Source organism: Halomonas sp. B23F22_10 (assembly GCF_043496975.1).
GTDB lineage: Bacteria > Pseudomonadota > Gammaproteobacteria > Pseudomonadales > Halomonadaceae > Halomonas > Halomonas smyrnensis.
Genome location: NZ_JBIEKF010000004.1, coordinates 229309 through 244584 on the forward strand (window position 1 = coordinate 229309; position 15276 = coordinate 244584).

General features: G+C 68.7%; 16 protein-coding genes. 10 read left to right on the forward strand and 6 right to left on the reverse strand.

Translation table 11 applies throughout. The annotated features are described in order from the left end of the window. Window positions 1-61: 61 nt before the first annotated feature. The 4 genes from ACGTNF_RS10835 (at window position 62) to ACGTNF_RS10850 (ending at window position 4497) form a co-directional block, all read left to right on the forward strand. Window positions 62-934 (forward strand): putative RNA methyltransferase, encoded by an 873-nt coding sequence (locus ACGTNF_RS10835; protein WP_394601733.1) that lies wholly within the window; start codon window positions 62-64, stop codon window positions 932-934. Window positions 935-1099: 165 nt separating this feature from the next. Then, a complete protein-coding gene (gene hemB, locus ACGTNF_RS10840; protein WP_394601734.1) occupies window positions 1100-2086 on the forward strand; it encodes a porphobilinogen synthase in 987 nt (328 codons plus the stop codon). A 185-nt stretch (window positions 2087-2271) separates the two neighbouring features. Then, on the forward strand, window positions 2272-3141 hold the full coding sequence (gene yghU / locus ACGTNF_RS10845) for a glutathione-dependent disulfide-bond oxidoreductase (protein ID WP_394601735.1): 870 nt from the start codon (window positions 2272-2274) through the stop codon (window positions 3139-3141). A 72-nt stretch (window positions 3142-3213) separates the two neighbouring features. After that, complete coding sequence (locus tag ACGTNF_RS10850; protein ID WP_394601737.1) at window positions 3214-4497, forward strand: dicarboxylate/amino acid:cation symporter; 1284 nt, start codon at window positions 3214-3216, stop codon at window positions 4495-4497. Window positions 4498-4719: 222 nt separating this feature from the next. Here the strand turns inward: ACGTNF_RS10850 and ACGTNF_RS10855 are convergent, their stop codons facing one another. Together ACGTNF_RS10855 and ACGTNF_RS10860 are read right to left on the reverse strand one after the other, a co-directional pair. Then, window positions 4720-4926, reverse strand: coding sequence for a cold-shock protein (locus tag ACGTNF_RS10855; protein WP_016853567.1), 207 nt, complete (start codon window positions 4924-4926; stop codon window positions 4720-4722). 227 nt (window positions 4927-5153) lie between these two features. Then, a complete protein-coding gene (locus tag ACGTNF_RS10860) occupies window positions 5154-6053 on the reverse strand; it encodes a S66 peptidase family protein (protein ID WP_394601738.1) in 900 nt (299 codons plus the stop codon). A gap of 315 nt (window positions 6054-6368) precedes the next feature. On the opposite strand from ACGTNF_RS10860, the gene ACGTNF_RS10865 reads away from it, so the two are divergent. After that, entirely contained in the window at window positions 6369-7244 is an 876-nt protein-coding gene (locus tag ACGTNF_RS10865; RefSeq protein ID WP_394601739.1) for a hypothetical protein, read from the forward strand. A 221-nt stretch (window positions 7245-7465) separates the two neighbouring features. Here ACGTNF_RS10865 and ACGTNF_RS10870 read toward each other — a convergent pair whose 3' ends face one another. The 3 genes from ACGTNF_RS10870 to ACGTNF_RS10880 all read right to left on the reverse strand — a co-directional run bounded on the left by ACGTNF_RS10870 (window position 7466) and on the right by ACGTNF_RS10880 (window position 9016). Further along, window positions 7466-7609 (reverse strand): hypothetical protein, encoded by a 144-nt coding sequence (locus ACGTNF_RS10870; protein WP_394601741.1) that lies wholly within the window; start codon window positions 7607-7609, stop codon window positions 7466-7468. A 112-nt stretch (window positions 7610-7721) separates the two neighbouring features. Then, window positions 7722-8042: a hypothetical protein gene (locus ACGTNF_RS10875; RefSeq protein WP_394601742.1), complete on the reverse strand. Its 321-nt coding sequence runs from the start codon at window positions 8040-8042 to the stop codon at window positions 7722-7724. A gap of 104 nt (window positions 8043-8146) precedes the next feature. Further along, on the reverse strand, window positions 8147-9016 hold the full coding sequence (locus ACGTNF_RS10880; protein ID WP_152479675.1) for a LysR family transcriptional regulator ArgP: 870 nt from the start codon (window positions 9014-9016) through the stop codon (window positions 8147-8149). A gap of 127 nt (window positions 9017-9143) precedes the next feature. Here ACGTNF_RS10880 and ACGTNF_RS10885 point away from each other — a divergent pair, with 127 nt between their 5' ends. The 5 genes from ACGTNF_RS10885 (at window position 9144) to ACGTNF_RS10905 (ending at window position 14102) form a co-directional block, all read left to right on the forward strand. Continuing rightward, a complete protein-coding gene (locus ACGTNF_RS10885) occupies window positions 9144-9761 on the forward strand; it encodes a LysE/ArgO family amino acid transporter (protein WP_016853572.1) in 618 nt (205 codons plus the stop codon). Window positions 9762-9950: 189 nt separating this feature from the next. Then, complete coding sequence (locus ACGTNF_RS10890; RefSeq protein WP_394601744.1) at window positions 9951-11081, forward strand: substrate-binding domain-containing protein; 1131 nt, start codon at window positions 9951-9953, stop codon at window positions 11079-11081. A gap of 143 nt (window positions 11082-11224) precedes the next feature. Beyond that, complete coding sequence (locus ACGTNF_RS10895) at window positions 11225-11659, forward strand: DUF4399 domain-containing protein (protein WP_016853574.1); 435 nt, start codon at window positions 11225-11227, stop codon at window positions 11657-11659. Between the two features lie 184 nt (window positions 11660-11843). Further along, window positions 11844-13253 carry an ATP-dependent RNA helicase DbpA gene (gene dbpA / locus ACGTNF_RS10900; RefSeq protein ID WP_394601746.1) on the forward strand — a complete coding sequence of 470 codons (1410 nt, stop codon included), beginning with the start codon at window positions 11844-11846 and terminating at the stop codon, window positions 13251-13253. 75 nt (window positions 13254-13328) lie between these two features. Continuing rightward, a complete protein-coding gene (locus ACGTNF_RS10905) occupies window positions 13329-14102 on the forward strand; it encodes an META domain-containing protein (protein WP_394601747.1) in 774 nt (257 codons plus the stop codon). Window positions 14103-14419: 317 nt separating this feature from the next. On the opposite strand, the gene ACGTNF_RS10910 is transcribed toward ACGTNF_RS10905, so the two are convergent. After that, on the reverse strand, window positions 14420-15139 hold the full coding sequence (locus ACGTNF_RS10910) for a YebC/PmpR family DNA-binding transcriptional regulator (protein WP_152479670.1): 720 nt from the start codon (window positions 15137-15139) through the stop codon (window positions 14420-14422). Between the last annotated feature and the right edge of the window lie 137 nt (window positions 15140-15276).

Genomic DNA, 15276 nt, shown 5'->3' on the forward strand with positions numbered 1-15276 from the left:
GCGGCATGAGCGCGTCATGCCGCGCGGAAGGAACCCAGCAAAGGAAGGGGATCGGCGACCCATGAGCACCACATCGTTCGAGGCGCTGGCCTGCCCGCTGGACGGCGACCCGCTGGAGCGTCGCGACGGCGCCTGGCGCTGCCCGGCCGGGCACAGCTTCGATATCGCCCGCCAGGGCTACGTGCACCTGCTGCCGGTGCAGAACAAGCGCTCCCGCGATCCCGGCGACAGCAAGGCGATGGTGGCGGCGCGGCGGCGCTTCCTCGAGGCCGGCCACTATCGGCCCATCGCCGAGGCGGTCGGCCGCGCGGTGCTGGCGGAAGCGCCCGCCGGCGGCACGCTGAGCTGCCTGGATGCCGGCTGCGGCGAGGGCTTTTATCTACGAGCCCTGCGCGAGCTTGCCGGTGTGGCGGCCGAGAGCGAGACAGCGCAGGGCGGGGCGAGCACGCTGTCGCTGCTGGGCGTGGATATCTCCAAGTGGGCGGTGCTGGCCGCCGCCAAGCGCGAGAAGGCCGCCACCTGGGTGGTGGGCACCAACGCCCAGCTGCCGGTGCAGGCAGAGAGCCTCGACCGCGTGCTGTGCCTGTTCGGCTTCCCCGTCTACCCGGAGTTCGCCCGGGTGCTGAAGCCGGGCGGCGAGCTGCTGCTGGTCGAGGCCGGGCCGGACCACCTGCGCGAGCTTCGCGAGATCATCTACCCCAGCCTGAAGCCGCCCCGCGAGGACGACGAGGCCGCGCCCGAGGGCTTCACGCGGCGGCCCGCCGAGGCGCTGCGCTATCCCATCGCACTCGAGGGCGCCGAGCCCATCGCCGACCTGCTGGCGATGACGCCGCACCTGCATCGCGCCAGCGCCGAGGGGCGCGAGAGGGCCGCGGCGCTGACCTCGCTCAGCCTCACCGTGGACGTGCGGCTGACGCGGCTGGTGCGAACCTAGGGCGATCCGGCCGACCGCCGGCGCACACCCCCGGTGGGGCGAAGGGTCGCAGTGGATAGGGCGCTAACCGGGCGCCATGTTAGCGTAGGCGTCTGACCCCACATCCCCAGGCCCTGGCGCGGCGCCCAAGCGCGCCGCGAGGGGCCGACAAGCGGAACCATGAACATGAGCCAACTCGAAGCGTCACCCCTGCGTCGTCCCCGCCGGCTGCGTCAGTCGCCGGCCATGCGTGATCTGGTTCGGGAGCACGACTTCTCCCTCAACGATCTGGTGCATCCGATCTTCATCGAGGAAGGCATCGACGAACCCAAGGAGGTGTCCGCCATGCCGGGCATCGTCCGCTACCCGGAGGCCATGGTCGAGGCCGAGATCAAGGAACTGGCCGCGCTGGGCGTGCGCTACGTGATGCCGTTCGGCATCTCCCGCCACAAGGACGAGCTGGGCAGCGACACCTGGAACGACGAGGGCCTGCTGGCCCGCATGATCCGCACCATCAAGCAGGCCTGCCCGGAGATGGTGGTCATCCCGGACATCTGCTTCTGCGAATACACCAGCCACGGCCACTGCGGCGTGGTTGAGGACGGCCACGTCTGCAACGACGCCACGGTGGAGAACCTGGTCAAGCAGAGCGTCGCCGCCGCCCGCGCCGGCGCCGACATGCTCGCGCCCTCGGCGATGATGGACGGCCAGGTGCGCGCCATGCGCGAGGGCCTGGACGCCGCCGGCTTCGAGCAGGTGGCGATCCTCGCCCACTCGGCGAAGTTCTCCTCGGCGTTCTACGGCCCCTTCCGCACCGCGGTGGACAGCGAGCTCCAGGGCGACCGCAAGGGCTACCAGCTCGACATCGCCAACGGCCGCCAGGCGCTGGTCGAGGCGCTGCTGGACGAGGACGAGGGCGCCGACATCCTGATGGTCAAGCCGGGCACGCCCTACCTCGACGTGTTGGCCAACCTGCGCCAGCGCACCGACCTGCCGCTGGCCTCCTACCAGGTCGGCGGCGAATACGCCGGCATCAAGTACGCCGCCATGGCCGGTGCGCTGGACGAACAGCAGGTGGTGTTCGAGACCCTGGTCGGCTTCAAGCGCGCCGGTGCCGACCTGATCGTCAGCTACTACACCAAGCAGGTGGCGGAGTGGCTGGCGGGGAAGTAAGGCCCGGCCAGCGCCACGCTCTGTCGTGGAGACGATGACGACCACCGTCCGAGAGGGCGGTGGTTTTTTTGTGTGCGTGGCTGGCATCGTCGACGACCGATAGACTCGCGCTTTCGGTTTGATAGGATGCTAACGTGCCCCCACATGCTAGGGTGTGCGACATCACCCGCCATCGAGGAGGCGTCATGAGTCAAGGCAACGAATACACCCCACCGAAGGTATGGAGCTGGGAGAAGGCCAGCGGCGGTACCTTCGCCAGCGTCAATCGCCCCATCGCCGGGCCGACCCACGACAAGGCGCTGCCGGTCGGGAAGCACCCGTTCCAGCTCTACTCCATGGGTACGCCCAACGGGGTGAAGGTCACGGTGCTGTTCGAGGAGCTGCTCGAGCTGGGCTATCAGGACGCCGAGTACGATGCCTGGCTGATCCGCATCGGCGACGGTGACCAGTTCGGCAGCGGCTTCGTCGATATCAACCCGAACTCGAAGATCCCGGCGCTGGTCGATCATGGCCCGGACGAGCCGATCCGGGTGTTCGAGTCCGGCTCGATCATGCTCTACCTGGCCGAGCGCTTCGGCGAGTTCCTGCCGGGCGACCTCGAGGGGCGCACCGAGACCATGAACTGGCTGTTCTGGCAGATGGGCAGCGCGCCCTTCCTCGGCGGCGGGTTCGGCCACTTCTACGCCTATGCGCCGGAGAAGCTGGAATACCCGATCGATCGCTATGCCATGGAGACCAAGCGCCAGCTCGACGTGCTGAACCGCCGCCTGGCCGAGTCGCCCTATCTGGCCGGCGACGCGTACACCATCGCCGACATGGCCGTGTGGTCGTGGTACGGCCAGCTGGTGCTGGGCCGCCTGTACGATGCCGCCGAGTTCCTGAGCGTGCACGAGTACGAGCACGTGGTGCGCTGGGCCAAGGAGATCGATGCCCGTCCGGCGGTGCAGCGCGGCCGCATGGTCAACCGCACCTTCGGCGAGCCGGAGACGCAGCTGCACGAGCGTCACGACGCCAGCGACTTCCAGTACAAGACGCAGGACGTTATAAGCTCCTAACCATCTGGTCTTTGCACACAAGGCGCCGCGGGCCTAAGGTCCGCGGCGCTTATCGTTTCCGAAGAGGTCAAGATGTCCACTCTCCTGTTTCCCCTGTGGCGCGGCTATCGCGACAGCTCGCTGATCCTGCGCGTCACCATCGCCCTGGTGCTGGGCGCCGTGGTCGGCCTGATCGGCGGCCCGGCCGTCGGCCAGGCGCTGGCCCCGCTCGGCGAGCTGCTGATGCGGCTGTTGAAGTTCATCATCCTGCCGATCGTGCTGTTCACCCTGATGTCCGGCGTCAACCAGGGCCGCGACGGCAGCCTGGGGCGCATCGGGCGCAAGGTGTTCCTCTACTACCTGGTGACCTCGGCGCTGGCGATCGTCGTCGGCCTGGCGGTGGCGAGCCTGCTGTCGCCGGGGGAGGGCATGACGCTCGAGGGCGCCGGCTCGGTGTCGGTGCCGGAGAATCCCGGCATCCTCTCGGTGCTGCTCGGCATCGTGCCGACCAACATCGTCGGAGCCTTCGCCGAGCAGAACCTGCTCGGCATCATCTTCACCGCCCTGGTGTTCGGCCTGGCCGTGGCCAGGCTGCGCCAGTCCGAGACTCATGCCGAGCTGGGCGAGCGCCTGCATGGCCTGATCGAGGCGCTCAACGCCGCGACCCTCAAGGTGATGAGCGGCATCCTGCACGTGGTGCCGGTGGGCGTGTTCGCCATCGTCGCCGGCACCGTGGCGAAGCAGGGCGTCGGCACGCTGCTGTCGCTGGGCGACATGGTGGTGGTGCTCTACGTGGCGCTGGGCGTGCAGCTGCTGGTCTATCTCGGCCTGCTCAAGGGCTTCGGGGTGAAGGCGCGCCACTTCTTCCGCGAGGCGCGCACGCCCATGGCCACCGCCTTCGCCACCCAGAGCAGCTCCGGCACCCTGCCGCTGACCCTGGACGCCGCGCGCCGGCTGGGGCTGTCCCGCGGGCTCTATGGCTTCAGCCTGCCGCTGGGCGCGACCCTGAACATGGACGGCGCGGCGATCCGCATCGCCATCTCGGCGGTGTTCGCCGCCAACGTGGCGGGCGCGCCGCTGGATCTGGCCAGCATGGCGCAGGTCGTGGTGGTCGGCACGCTGATCTCGGTGGGCACCGCCGGGGTGCCCGGTGCGGGCATCGTGATGATCGCCACGGTGTTCTCCCAGGTCGGCCTGCCGATCGAGGCCGTGGCGCTGTTGACCGCCATCGATGCCCTGGTCGGCATGGGCTGCACGGCGCTGAACGTCACCGGTGACCTGGTCGGCACCGCCGTGATCGGCCGCAGCGAGGGCGAACGCCTGAGCGAGCGGCCCGTCGAGGACGACGAGGCGGCCACGGAAGGCGCCCGCGCGTGAGCGGGGTGTCACGGCACGCTGCCGAGACGAGTCGCTGAGACGAGAAAACCCGCCATTCGGCGGGTTTTCTCATGCGGCGTCACTCATCGTCCGGGGCCTGCATGGCGAAAGCGAGGCGAGGGCGCTCGAACGGAACGGAAACGCCAGAAACGAAAAGGGCCCGCCGAAGCGGGCCCCTTTCTGGTGAACCGGAAGGTTCACCGGGTCATCGTGATCCGGGGATCAGTCGATGGCCTTGATGTTAGAGGCCTGGAGGCCCTTCTTGCCCTGAGTCACGTCGAAGGAGACCTGTTGGCCTTCCTGCAGGGACTTGAAGCCTTCAGCCTGAATTTCGGAGAAGTGGGCGAACACGTCATCGCTGCCGTCGGACGGAGAAATGAAGCCGAAACCCTTGGAATCGTTGAACCACTTGACGGTACCAGTAGCCATGTATAAATCCTCTCGCGCTAAGCGCCTAGTAAAGTTTCTGGTATTACCCAGGATCAGTAGCGGGTACAACAAGAAATACAATTACAGGCGGTCGAAAGAGATCGATTGCTTCTGGAACCATGCTGCTTGCTCACCAACTGCCGATACAGTGTCATGCTGGCCCGCTCAGGTCAAAGACTTTCGACGATTATTTTCTCCGCGTGCCTGGAGCATGCCGTCGGTCGGGCTCAGGATGCGATGACCAGCCTGCCATCGGCGATGCGGCCGGTGGCGCCGTAGCGCCAGGGGCGGTTGCGCAGGCCGTGGCCGCTGGGCAGGCCGGTGTAGAGCGGCAGGCCCAGCGGGGCCAGGGTCTCGGCGACGATGGCCTCGAGCGGCGTGTCGCCGTAGGGCCGGCAGCCCTCGAAGGTGCCCAGGCACACCGCGGCGGCGTGCTCCAGGGCGCCGCCGTGCACCAGCTGCCACAGCGCGCGCTCCAGGCGGTAGTAGGGCTCGCCTACGTCCTCGAGGATCACCAGCGAGCCGGCCGGGGCGCAAAAGCCGGCGGGCGTGCCGATCAGGCTGGCGATGGTGGCGAGGTTGCCGCCGGTGACCGGCCCTTCGAGTCTGGTCGGCGCGTTCGCCCAGGGGGTGATGGGGTAGTCGAGGACGGTCGGCCCGGCGATCAGCGCCAGGGTCTCCTCGAGCTGGCGGCGCACGATGTCGCGCTCGTCGGCCTGGCCTGTTCCGTCACTCTCGAGCAGGCCGCCGGCGGCCTTGGCTACCGGGCCATGGATCGCCGGCACGCCGTGGCGGTGGCAGTGGTCCAGCAGCACGGTGACGTCGGAGTAGCCGATCAGCGGCTTGTTCGACCGCGCCAGGCGCGCCCAGTCGATGCCGTCGACCAGCTGGGCGGCGCCGTAGCCGCCGCGCACCGCCCACACCGCCCGGGTCTCGGGGGCATCGAAGGCGGCATGCAGCCGGGTCAGGCGATGCTCGCGGCTGCCGGCCAGGTAGCGTTCGGGGGCCTGCAGCGGTGCCTCGACGTGAACCTCCACGCCCAGTGCCTCCAGGCCGCGAATGCCGGCATCGATGGCGTCGGGGGCGGTGAAGGACGATGGGGCGATGAGGCTGACGGCGAGCGGCATGGAAGACTCCACGTGGACGATGGGCGCAGCCCGGCATTGTCGGCGGGATGCGGGCGGCTGTCACGGTCCGCGCTTCGTCCAGTACGAAGTCGTAAGACAGCAGTCCGGGGGATGGCCTGTCCGCCGTCGGGGGTGAGAAGGAGGGCGGGGCGATGACGCCGATGGCCTTGCCGTAATATCCATCATTGCTAATGTAAAGGGGCCTTTGTCTGTACACTGAGGGTCCCTGGTCGTTACCGAGTGTCCGGGCGGAGGGCGCTCATGCCAGCGGGAACTTGACCTCAAGACCGCAAATACGAAGAGGAGACTTCAAGGATGAAACGAAGCTTTGCCATCGTCGGTTTGACCGCGCTGCCCCTGTGGTCTGTCGCCTACGCGGAGATGCCCTCCTCAGACGCACAGGACGACCCGCTCGCCGCTGAGGTCTGTGATGTGACTCGACAACGCCTCTCCGAGGCTCAGCCGGAGACGTCCGGTGGGAAAGCCCTGGCGGCCAGCATCACAGCAGAGTGTGAAAGCCTCGGGCGGGATTACGCCGATGCCCTGCGCGGGGCGGCGGTAACCGATGACGATCGCGAGCCGGAGCCTGTCCTGCGCACTCCCCATGATGCCGAGGAGGTGGTGAACCGAGGTGATCAGATTCGGGTCGCCATGTGGACGAACAGGACCACCGCCGAGCGCTTCTACTCCGAGGCGTCCGGTACCACGCCGCCCGAAAGGCCCGTGGTCTGGGTCACCCTGGCTCCCGAACTGAGGCAGTGGTGCTCGAGACTCGACTGGTCTTCCGACGACCCGTCGCATCGGGCGGCTGGCTACCAGCGGATCTCCCAGCACCTCGGCCTGCCTCCCTATGCGTTGAACGATCGCTTCGTCACCCTGTGGGTCGAGCCGGAGCGCCTGCTGAGACCCTGTGCCGATCCGGGGACCGAGGGCCATGCATGTCGCGCCGAATTCCCCGAGGACCTCTCCGTGCCGGATCTGACGCGTGAGTCCTATGCCGCCTGGTTCGCCGATAACGTGGGGAACGCCTACAGTGCCGAGGGCGCGCCCTGGACGCGTGAGGGCTGGACCTATGACTGGGGCGTCGAGGAGGGTGAGTCGCCTCATGGTGTCAGTGAGTTCATGCTGGCGCCTCGCACCGACTATGAGATCGCAGGGCGCTACAAGGCGGAAGATTATTGCACTCTCTGACCTGACGGCGACCGCTCGGTCGCATCGCGGGGCGGCGGACCTCATTCGAGGTCGACTGCGATGGCCGCCCCATGGCGAGAGCCTGCTGTCGGGCGGATTCCGCCCAATGGAAGGGTTCCGACGATCAACATCTGATAGTGCCGGTGGGCGCGGCCATAGGCTGTGTCAAATTCGGCGCCTGGACGACATCGCCCGAACGGGGCAGGGAGGCAGGCCGCCACTCAGTTGTGATCGGTGTCTTGCCGGGGCGAATCCGGTGCGTCGAGAAAGTCGGCCAGGGCCTTCAGGGCGAGGGTCTGGAGCCGGGCGGTGTCGGCCCAGCATTTCAGGACATAGCTGTCGAAGATCGCGGTGGTGGACGGCATGATGGCGGTCCTCTCGGGGGAGATACCGTCAGTGTAGCTCGTTTTGTTGCAGTGCAGCATGGCGATTCGATGACCGTCGCCGCCCCGCCCATGGCAGGGCGGCGGATCGCGGTCAGGGTTTGGGATCGGTGGCGGCCCGCTCGAAGAGCTCCGCCTTGGCATCGCGCATGATGTCCTCGCAGGCGGCCTGCTGGGTGAGCTCGGTGAGCAGCCCCTGGGCCAGGAGGAAGCCCTTGCCGAGGCAGTCGTCGATGTCTTCCCGGGCCACGGTCGGCTCGGTATGACAGTGGAGCCTGATCGTCCTTCCACCGCCTTCCAGGCGGTCGGCGAGCCGTCTCAGCCGCCAGGCGAGGCGGGTCTTCCAGCTGGCCGATGCTTCCGCGCCTTCGGTCACGCTCAGGGTGCAGCGCCATTCGGGCTTGTAGACCTTCATGCGAACCTCCTTATCGGCTTTGGCTTGGAATGAATGATCGATCGTGGGGCAGGCTCCGTCGGAAGAAGAACACAGCGGCCGGCTCGGGGCCTGGCACCGTCTGCTCAGGTTAGTTGCACCTCGCCCAGCGCGCTCGTCAGTCGTTCCAGCAGCGCGCCGCTGTGGCGCCAGAAATGCCAATAGAGCGGCACCTCGAGGCAGTGCGACGGGGCCAGGCTGGCGAGCCGGCCGGCGTCCTCCAGCTCGGCCACCTGGCGCCGCGGCATCATGCCGTAGCCGATGCCGGCGGTGGCCAGGCGCACGAAGCCCTCCGACGAGGGGCAGAGGTGATAGGGAAAGGCGCCGTGATAGCCGCACTGGGCGAGGAAACGGTGCTGCAGCTGGTCGTGGGGGCCGTAGACGATCGCCGGCGCGTGGCGGAAGGCCGCCTCGGTGGGGCCGTCGGGGAAATGGCGGGCGATGTAGGCCGGCGTGGCGAAGGGATGATAGACCATGGTGCCCAGCGGCACGCAGCGGGCCCCGGCGATGGGCTGGTCGCTGGCGCACAGGCAGGCCGCCACCTCGCCGTCGCGCAGCCGCTTGAGGCCCACGTCCTGATCCTCGATGACCAGGTCGAGCAGCAGCCCTTCCTCGCGGCACAGCTCGGCGACGGTCTCGGCCCACCAGGTGGCCAGGCTGTCGGCGTTGATGGCGATGCGCAGCCGCGGCGAGGCGGCGTCCAGGGTCGGCAGGGCGGTGCGCAGGTCGCGCTCCAGCAGCTGCACCTGCTGATAGTGGTTGAGCAGCCGCCGGCCCGCCGGGGTGGGAGCCAGCTGCGGATGGCGGATCAGCACCGGCTGGCCGAGGCGGATCTCCAGCGCCTTGATGCGCTGCGAGACCGCCGACTGGGACAGCCCCAGCGTCTCGCCGGCGCGCTCGAAGCCGCCGGTCTCGATCACCGTGGCCAGCGCCTCGAGCAGCTTGTAGTCGATCATAAGAAGAACTGATGCAGTATTAGGAAGATGATTTTTCAGTATAACGCCCCGCGGCTAGTCTGGCGCTCACGACGGCCCGGGAATGCCCGCTGCCGTGCCATGTTCATCGGGACGATCGGGAGGATCGATGCTGGAGAGTTATCTGGCCGGACTGGTGGTGTGCGGCGGGATCATCGTCGCCATCGGTGCACAGAACGCCTACGTGCTGGGGCTTGCCGTGCGGCGCCGCTATCACTGGTGGTCGGCGGGTCTGTGCATGAGCACCGACCTGCTGCTGCTGACCGCGGGCATGTTCGGCATGAGCGCGCTGCTGCTGGCGTTCCCCGGCACCCTGGCGGCGCTGCGCTGGCTGGGCGTGGCCTTCCTCGGCTGGCTGGCCGTCCAGGCGCTGTATCGCGCCGCCGTCGGTCGCGCCGGGCTGGCGGTGGAGCAGGCTCGCGACACCGGCATCGCCCGGGTGCTGCTGGCGACGCTGGCGGTGACGGTGCTCAATCCCCAGGTCTATCTCGATACCCTGCTGCTGATTCCCTCGATCGGCGCCCAGCAGGACAGCGCCGTGGCGTTCGTGGTCGGCGCCGGCAGCGCCTCGATCCTGTGGTTCAGCCTGCTGGCCTGGGGCGGGGCGCTGCTCTCGCCGTGGCTGTCGCGGCCGCTGGCGTGGCGCTGCATCGACGGCGCCATCGGCCTGATGATGGCCGCCATCGCCCTGCAGCTGGTCATCGCCCCGCCCGCGGCCATGGCCTGACGCCGCCGCGCTGTCCCGGCTCGTGCTGGCACACATTATATAAGCGTTATCTTATTAGATGATGGCGGCCGGTTCGGCGACGTTGCGCGGGTTCCGGCGCGTCGCCACGGCCCGTGTCATGCGCTACAGTGCCCCCTGGTGCCCCGATCGGAGTCGCGGGCGGGGCGGTAACATGACAAGGGGTCGAAGATGGCCGGATGCCAATCGATCGCCCGGTTCGCCGTGCAGCTGGTCGTGCTATGGATGGTGGTGATGCCAGGGGAGTCGGCGCGAGCGGCGAACGACTTCATGCGCATCGATGACTACCTGCAGCGCCATCCCGAGCAGCAGGCGCTGATGGCGGACTTCAACGCGCGGGTCCAGGCGCCGGCCCTGCCGCTGACCGCGCCGCCCCGGCGCGAGATCCGCATCGCCGTCATCTATCCCGCCCTGCAGGCCTCGGACTACTGGCGGCGCAGCCTGGCGTCGATGGAGGCCAGGCTGCGCGCGCTGCGCCTTCCCTACCAGCTGAAGATCTACCTGTCGCGGCCGACGGTGGACGTGGACCTGCAGGCCCGGCAGCTGAACACGGCCCTGCAGTGGCGTCCGGACTACCTGATCTTCACCCTCGATACCGTGCCGCATCTGCGCATGATCGAGCGCGTGCTGGCGCTCGGCCGGCCGCGGCTGATCCTGCAGAACATCACCACGCCGCTGGCCGACTGGGAGGACGATCAGCCCTTTCTCTATGTCGGCTTCGACCACGTGCAGGGCACGCGGCTGATCGCCGACTGGATGCTCGAGCGGGCCGGCTACCGGGGCAAGTACATGACGCTGCACTTCTCGTCCGGCTATGTCAGCCGCATGCGCGACGGTACCTTCAACGCCATGGCCGCCCGCTACCCCGAACTGGAGGAGGTGGAGAGCTACGACACCGACGGCGACCCGGAGAAGGCCTATCGGGCCACCCTGCAGACCCTGCAGGAGCATCCCGACCTGAAGATGATCTTCGCCGGCTCCACCGACCTGGCGCTGGCGGCGCTGCGGGCGCTGCGCGAGACCGATCGCATGGACGTGCTGCTCAACGGCTGGGGCGGCGGCGCGGCCGAGCTGGAGGCGCTGGAGGACGGTGGCCTGGACGTCACCGCCATGCGCATCAACGACGACAACGGCGTGGCCATGGCCGAGGCGATGCGCCTGGTGATGCTCGATCAGCAGGCCCGGGTGCCGGCGATCTTCGCCGGCGATATCGCGCTGGTGACGCGCGACACGCCGCCCGAGCGCATCGACGAGCTGAAGCGGCGCGCCTTTCGTTTGAGCGAGCCGTCCGACGAGGGCTAGCACCGGCCCGCGTGCGTGTCGGTGGTCGGCCCGATGCCTCATGGTTGTTACACTGAAACTGTCACGCTCGCGGATGGCCGCCCGGCAGACATCGGGCGAAGGACCGTCCTGACACTTCAGCCTTCTTCTATCGAGGTATCGCCATGCGTCATTGGTTTGCAGGATGCATCGTCTCGCTGGCCGCCGCGCTGCCGGCCGCCGCCCTGGCCCAGATGGAGCCCATCGCGGCGCCGTCCGACGCCGAGGTCTACTTCATCACGCCCGAGGACGGCGCCACCGTCGAGGGCCCCGTCACCGTGCGCATGGGGCTCGAGGGCATGGGCGTCGCCCCGGCCGGCAACGAGGTGGAGAACACCGGCCACCACCACCTGCTGATCGACACGCCCCTCGACGAGGTGGATCTCACTGCGCCGATGCCTGCCACCGAGCAGACCCGCCACTTCGGCGGCGGCCAGACCCAGACCACGCTGGAGCTCTCGCCCGGCGAGCACACCCTGCAGCTGCTGTTTCTCGACTATCGCCACCTGAGCTTCGAGCCGGTCGTGGCCTCCGAGCCCATCACCATTCACGTGGAGTAGGCGGCGGCGAGGGCGCGCGCGACCCTTCTTCACTGGCCTCGGGGCCGGCGGCTCTTCCGCTTGCCCCGGGGCCGGGCACTTTTTCCCTTGCCCCGGGGCCGGCCACTTTTTCCCTTGCCCCGAAGCCGGCAACTGGGTAGCGTCGCCCTCCCGCTTTCATGCCGTTCCAGACAGGTCTCCCTCCGTGACTGATGCCCCTTCCCAGGACGCCGCCCTCGGCGCCTTCTCTCGCCTGCCGCTTTCCGCCGAGCTGCTCGCCAACCTCGATTCGCTGGGCTACCGGCAGATGACCCCGGTCCAGGCCGAGAGCCTGCCGGCGATGCTCGACGGACGCGACGTGATCGCCCAGGCCCGGACCGGCTCGGGCAAGACCGCGGCCTTCGGGCTGGGCCTGCTGTCGCGGCTCGTGCCGGCCAGCTTCCGGGTGCAGGGGCTGGTGCTGTGCCCGACCCGGGAACTCGCCGATCAGGTCGCCGAGGAGCTGCGCCGGCTGGCGCGGGGCCTGCCCAACATCAAGGTGCTGACGCTGTGCGGCGGCGCGCCCCTGGGGCCGCAGCTGGCCTCGCTGGCCCACGGCGCCCATCTCGTCGTCGGTACCCCGGGTCGGGTGGAGGAGCACCTGCGCAAGGGCAGCCTGGCGCTGTCGGACCTCGACACCCTGGTGCTGGACGAGGCCGACCGCATGCTCGACATGGGCTTCCAGGCGACCCTGGAGGCGATCATCGCCGCGACCCCGGAGAGCCGCCGGACCTGGCTGTTCAGCGCCACCTACGGCGACGGCGTGCGCCCGCTGGCCGAGGAGCGCACCCGTGACCCGGTCGCGATCTCGATCGAGGAGCCCCACGACGAGGACACCATCCGCGAGCACTTCTACCGGGTGGCGGACGACGCGGCGCGCTTCGAGGCCCTGCGCCTGCTGCTGCTGCACCGGCGCCCGACCACCAGCGTGGTGTTCTGCAACACCAAGCAGGAGACCCGCGAGCTCGCCGCCGCCCTGGACGACGCGGGCATCAGTGCGCTGGCGCTCCACGGCGACCTGGAGCAGAAGGACCGCGACCGGCTGCTGGTGCTGTTCGCCAACCGCAGCGCCTCGGTGCTGGTGGCCACCGACGTGGCGGCCCGGGGGCTGGACATCGCGGCGCTCGACGCGGTGTTCAACTACCGCATCGCCCGGGAGCTCGAGGTGCACGTGCACCGGGTCGGGCGCACCGGCCGGGCCGGCCACCAGGGCGTGGCCTTCACCCTGGTCGGCGAGAACGAGACGCATCGACTGGAACGGCTCGAGGCCTTCCTCGGCCAGACCCTCGAGACCGAGGCGCTGCCGCGCCTGAAGGGCGAGCCGATGCCGCTGAGGGCGCCGATGGCGACCCTGCAGCTCGGCGCCGGCAAGCAGCAGAAGATCCGCCCCGGCGACATCCTCGGCGCCCTCACCGGCGAGGGCGGCCTCGACGGGGCGCGGATCGGCAAGATCAAGGTGCTCGCGCGCAGCACCTATGTCGCCGTCGAGCGCGAGCTGGCCGAGCCCGCCCTGGCGCAGCTGAACGGCGGCCGCCTGAAGGGACGCACCTTCCGCGCCCGCCGCATCAGCGGTTGATGGCCTGACGGCGAACCTTGGGTCATCACGCCGGTCGAAAGCACGCTTTTTGACTCATCAACAGGATGATGGCCCATGAAACGACTCTTTCACTTCTTCTATTTTCTGATTGTGGCGCTGTGGCTGGCAGGATGTGCGGCCGTCGAGCGTTCTCCCCAGGCCGAGGCGGCACTCGGCGAGCTGCCGGCCAGCTATCGTGGCGAGCTGCCCTGTGCCGACTGTGCGGGGATTCGCTACCAGATCTCGCTGTTCCCCGACGGCGTCTACACCCTCTCGTCGGTCTATCTGGGCGACGACGACGGTCGCCGCTTCCATGAGCAGGGCGAGTGGTCGCTGGATGCCAGCGGCGAGACCCTGACGCTGGCGGGCGGCGACGCGGGGCCGCGCCAGTGGCGGGTCGTCGAGGGCGCCGACAGCCTGGAGATGCTCGACCTCGAGGGCAACGCGATCGATTCCTCGCTCAACTACCGCGTGCAGCGCACCGGGCAGTTCGTCAGCGAGACCCTCGAGGACAGCTACTGGAAGCTGATCGGGCTGGGCGGCGAGCCCGTCGACGTGGCCGAGGGCTCGCGCGAACCGCATCTGGTCTTCCACGGCGAGCGGGGGCGGCTGGCCGGCTTCGGCGGCTGCAACCGGCTGACCGGGGAGTACCATCGCGAGGGCGACGGCCTGAGCATCGGCACCGTGGCGAGCACGCGCATGGCCTGCGTGCCGGGCAACGATCTCGAGCCGCGTTTCCTCGCCATGCTCGAACACGTGGCCGGCTATCGGGTGCGGGCCGACCGGCTCGAGCTGCTCGACGCCGAAGGCGATGTGCTGGCGCGCTTCGAGGTGCGCCATCTGACCTGACGAGCCGTCTCATATTCCGGCTCGCCATGCTCGAACACGTGGCCGGCTATCGGGTGCGGGCCGACCGGCTCGAGCCGCTCGACGCCGAAGGCGAGGTGCTGGCGCGCTTCGAGGTGCGCCATCTGACCTGACGAGCCGTCTCATATTCCGGCTCGCCATGCTCGACGCCGAGGGCGAGGTGATCGCCCGCTTCGAGGTGCGCCATCTGACCTGATGCCGACGTGATCCGCGTCATCAACGACCAGCGGCCGGCTCCCGAGGGAGGCCGGCCGCTGTCGTTCCTGCGCTGTCGTTGTTGGCCCTGGGGCCAGGGAGGCTCAGGGCAGCTCGGCGCTGTGGTAGACGTTCTGGACGTCGTCCACGTCGTTGAGCATGTCCAGCAGCTTCTCGAACAGCGCCACGTCGTCGCCTTCCACCGGGGTGGTGACCTGGGGCAGGAACTGGATCTCGTCGGTCTCGAAGTCCAGCTCGCCGAAGGCGTCGATCAGCGCCTGCTTGGCCTTGGCGTACTCGGTGTGCGGCGCGAAGACGGTGATGTGGCCGTCCTCGTTCTCGAGGTCGGTGACGTCGACGTCGGCCTCCATCAGCGCCTCGAGCACGGCCTCCTCGTCGCTGCCCTGGAAGGCCAGGATGGCGCAGTGGTCGAACATGTGGCTGACGCTGCCCGGGGTGCCCAGCTTGCTCTTGGTCTTGGTGAAGCAGGTGCGCACGTCGCCGATGGTGCGGTTCGGGTTGTCGGTCAGGCACTCGACGATGACCATGGCGTTGCCCGGGCCGAAGCCCTCGTAGCGCGCCGGCTCGAAGTCCTCGCCGCCGGCGCCGCTGGCCTTGTCCAGGGCCTTGTCGATCACGTGGGACGGCACCTGGTCCTTCTTGGCGCGCTCGATCAGGCCGCGCAGCGCCAGGTTGCCGTGGGGGTCGACGCCGCCCTGCTTGGCGCAGACGTAGATCTCGCGGCCGTACTTGCTGTAGACCTTGGTCTTGGCGGCGGCCGTCTTGGCCATGGATTCCTTGCGGTTCTGGAAGGCCCTGCCCATTGCGTTTTCCTGTTGCGACTGTTCTCGGCACTGGATTCTACGAGACAGCGGGCGAGGGTGACAGCCCTGATTTTCCCGCCGCCGCCCTGGCGTCTGGCGTCTACACTGGCCCAAGGCCCCCCGCTGGAGTCCGCCGC

What these genes read in the sequence shown, in the direction of transcription:
- ACGTNF_RS10910 (WP_152479670.1), bottom strand. Translation starts at nt 15,139, where the DNA reads ATGGGCAGGGCCTTCCAGAACCGCAAGGAATCCATGGCCAAGACGGCC.
- ACGTNF_RS10885 (WP_016853572.1), top strand. Translation starts at nt 9,144, where the DNA reads ATGCTGGAGAGTTATCTGGCCGGACTGGTGGTGTGCGGCGGGATCATC.
- ACGTNF_RS10835 (WP_394601733.1), top strand. Translation starts at nt 62, where the DNA reads ATGAGCACCACATCGTTCGAGGCGCTGGCCTGCCCGCTGGACGGCGAC.
- ACGTNF_RS10855 (WP_016853567.1), bottom strand. Translation starts at nt 4,926, where the DNA reads ATGGCTACTGGTACCGTCAAGTGGTTCAACGATTCCAAGGGTTTCGGC.
- ACGTNF_RS10865 (WP_394601739.1), top strand. Translation starts at nt 6,369, where the DNA reads ATGAAACGAAGCTTTGCCATCGTCGGTTTGACCGCGCTGCCCCTGTGG.
- yghU (WP_394601735.1), top strand. Translation starts at nt 2,272, where the DNA reads ATGAGTCAAGGCAACGAATACACCCCACCGAAGGTATGGAGCTGGGAG.
- ACGTNF_RS10860 (WP_394601738.1), bottom strand. Translation starts at nt 6,053, where the DNA reads ATGCCGCTCGCCGTCAGCCTCATCGCCCCATCGTCCTTCACCGCCCCC.
- ACGTNF_RS10895 (WP_016853574.1), top strand. Translation starts at nt 11,225, where the DNA reads ATGCGTCATTGGTTTGCAGGATGCATCGTCTCGCTGGCCGCCGCGCTG.
- hemB (WP_394601734.1), top strand. Translation starts at nt 1,100, where the DNA reads ATGAGCCAACTCGAAGCGTCACCCCTGCGTCGTCCCCGCCGGCTGCGT.
- ACGTNF_RS10875 (WP_394601742.1), bottom strand. Translation starts at nt 8,042, where the DNA reads ATGAAGGTCTACAAGCCCGAATGGCGCTGCACCCTGAGCGTGACCGAA.
- ACGTNF_RS10890 (WP_394601744.1), top strand. Translation starts at nt 9,951, where the DNA reads ATGGCCGGATGCCAATCGATCGCCCGGTTCGCCGTGCAGCTGGTCGTG.
- ACGTNF_RS10870 (WP_394601741.1), bottom strand. Translation starts at nt 7,609, where the DNA reads ATGCCGTCCACCACCGCGATCTTCGACAGCTATGTCCTGAAATGCTGG.
- ACGTNF_RS10905 (WP_394601747.1), top strand. Translation starts at nt 13,329, where the DNA reads ATGAAACGACTCTTTCACTTCTTCTATTTTCTGATTGTGGCGCTGTGG.
- ACGTNF_RS10880 (WP_152479675.1), bottom strand. Translation starts at nt 9,016, where the DNA reads ATGATCGACTACAAGCTGCTCGAGGCGCTGGCCACGGTGATCGAGACC.
- ACGTNF_RS10850 (WP_394601737.1), top strand. Translation starts at nt 3,214, where the DNA reads ATGTCCACTCTCCTGTTTCCCCTGTGGCGCGGCTATCGCGACAGCTCG.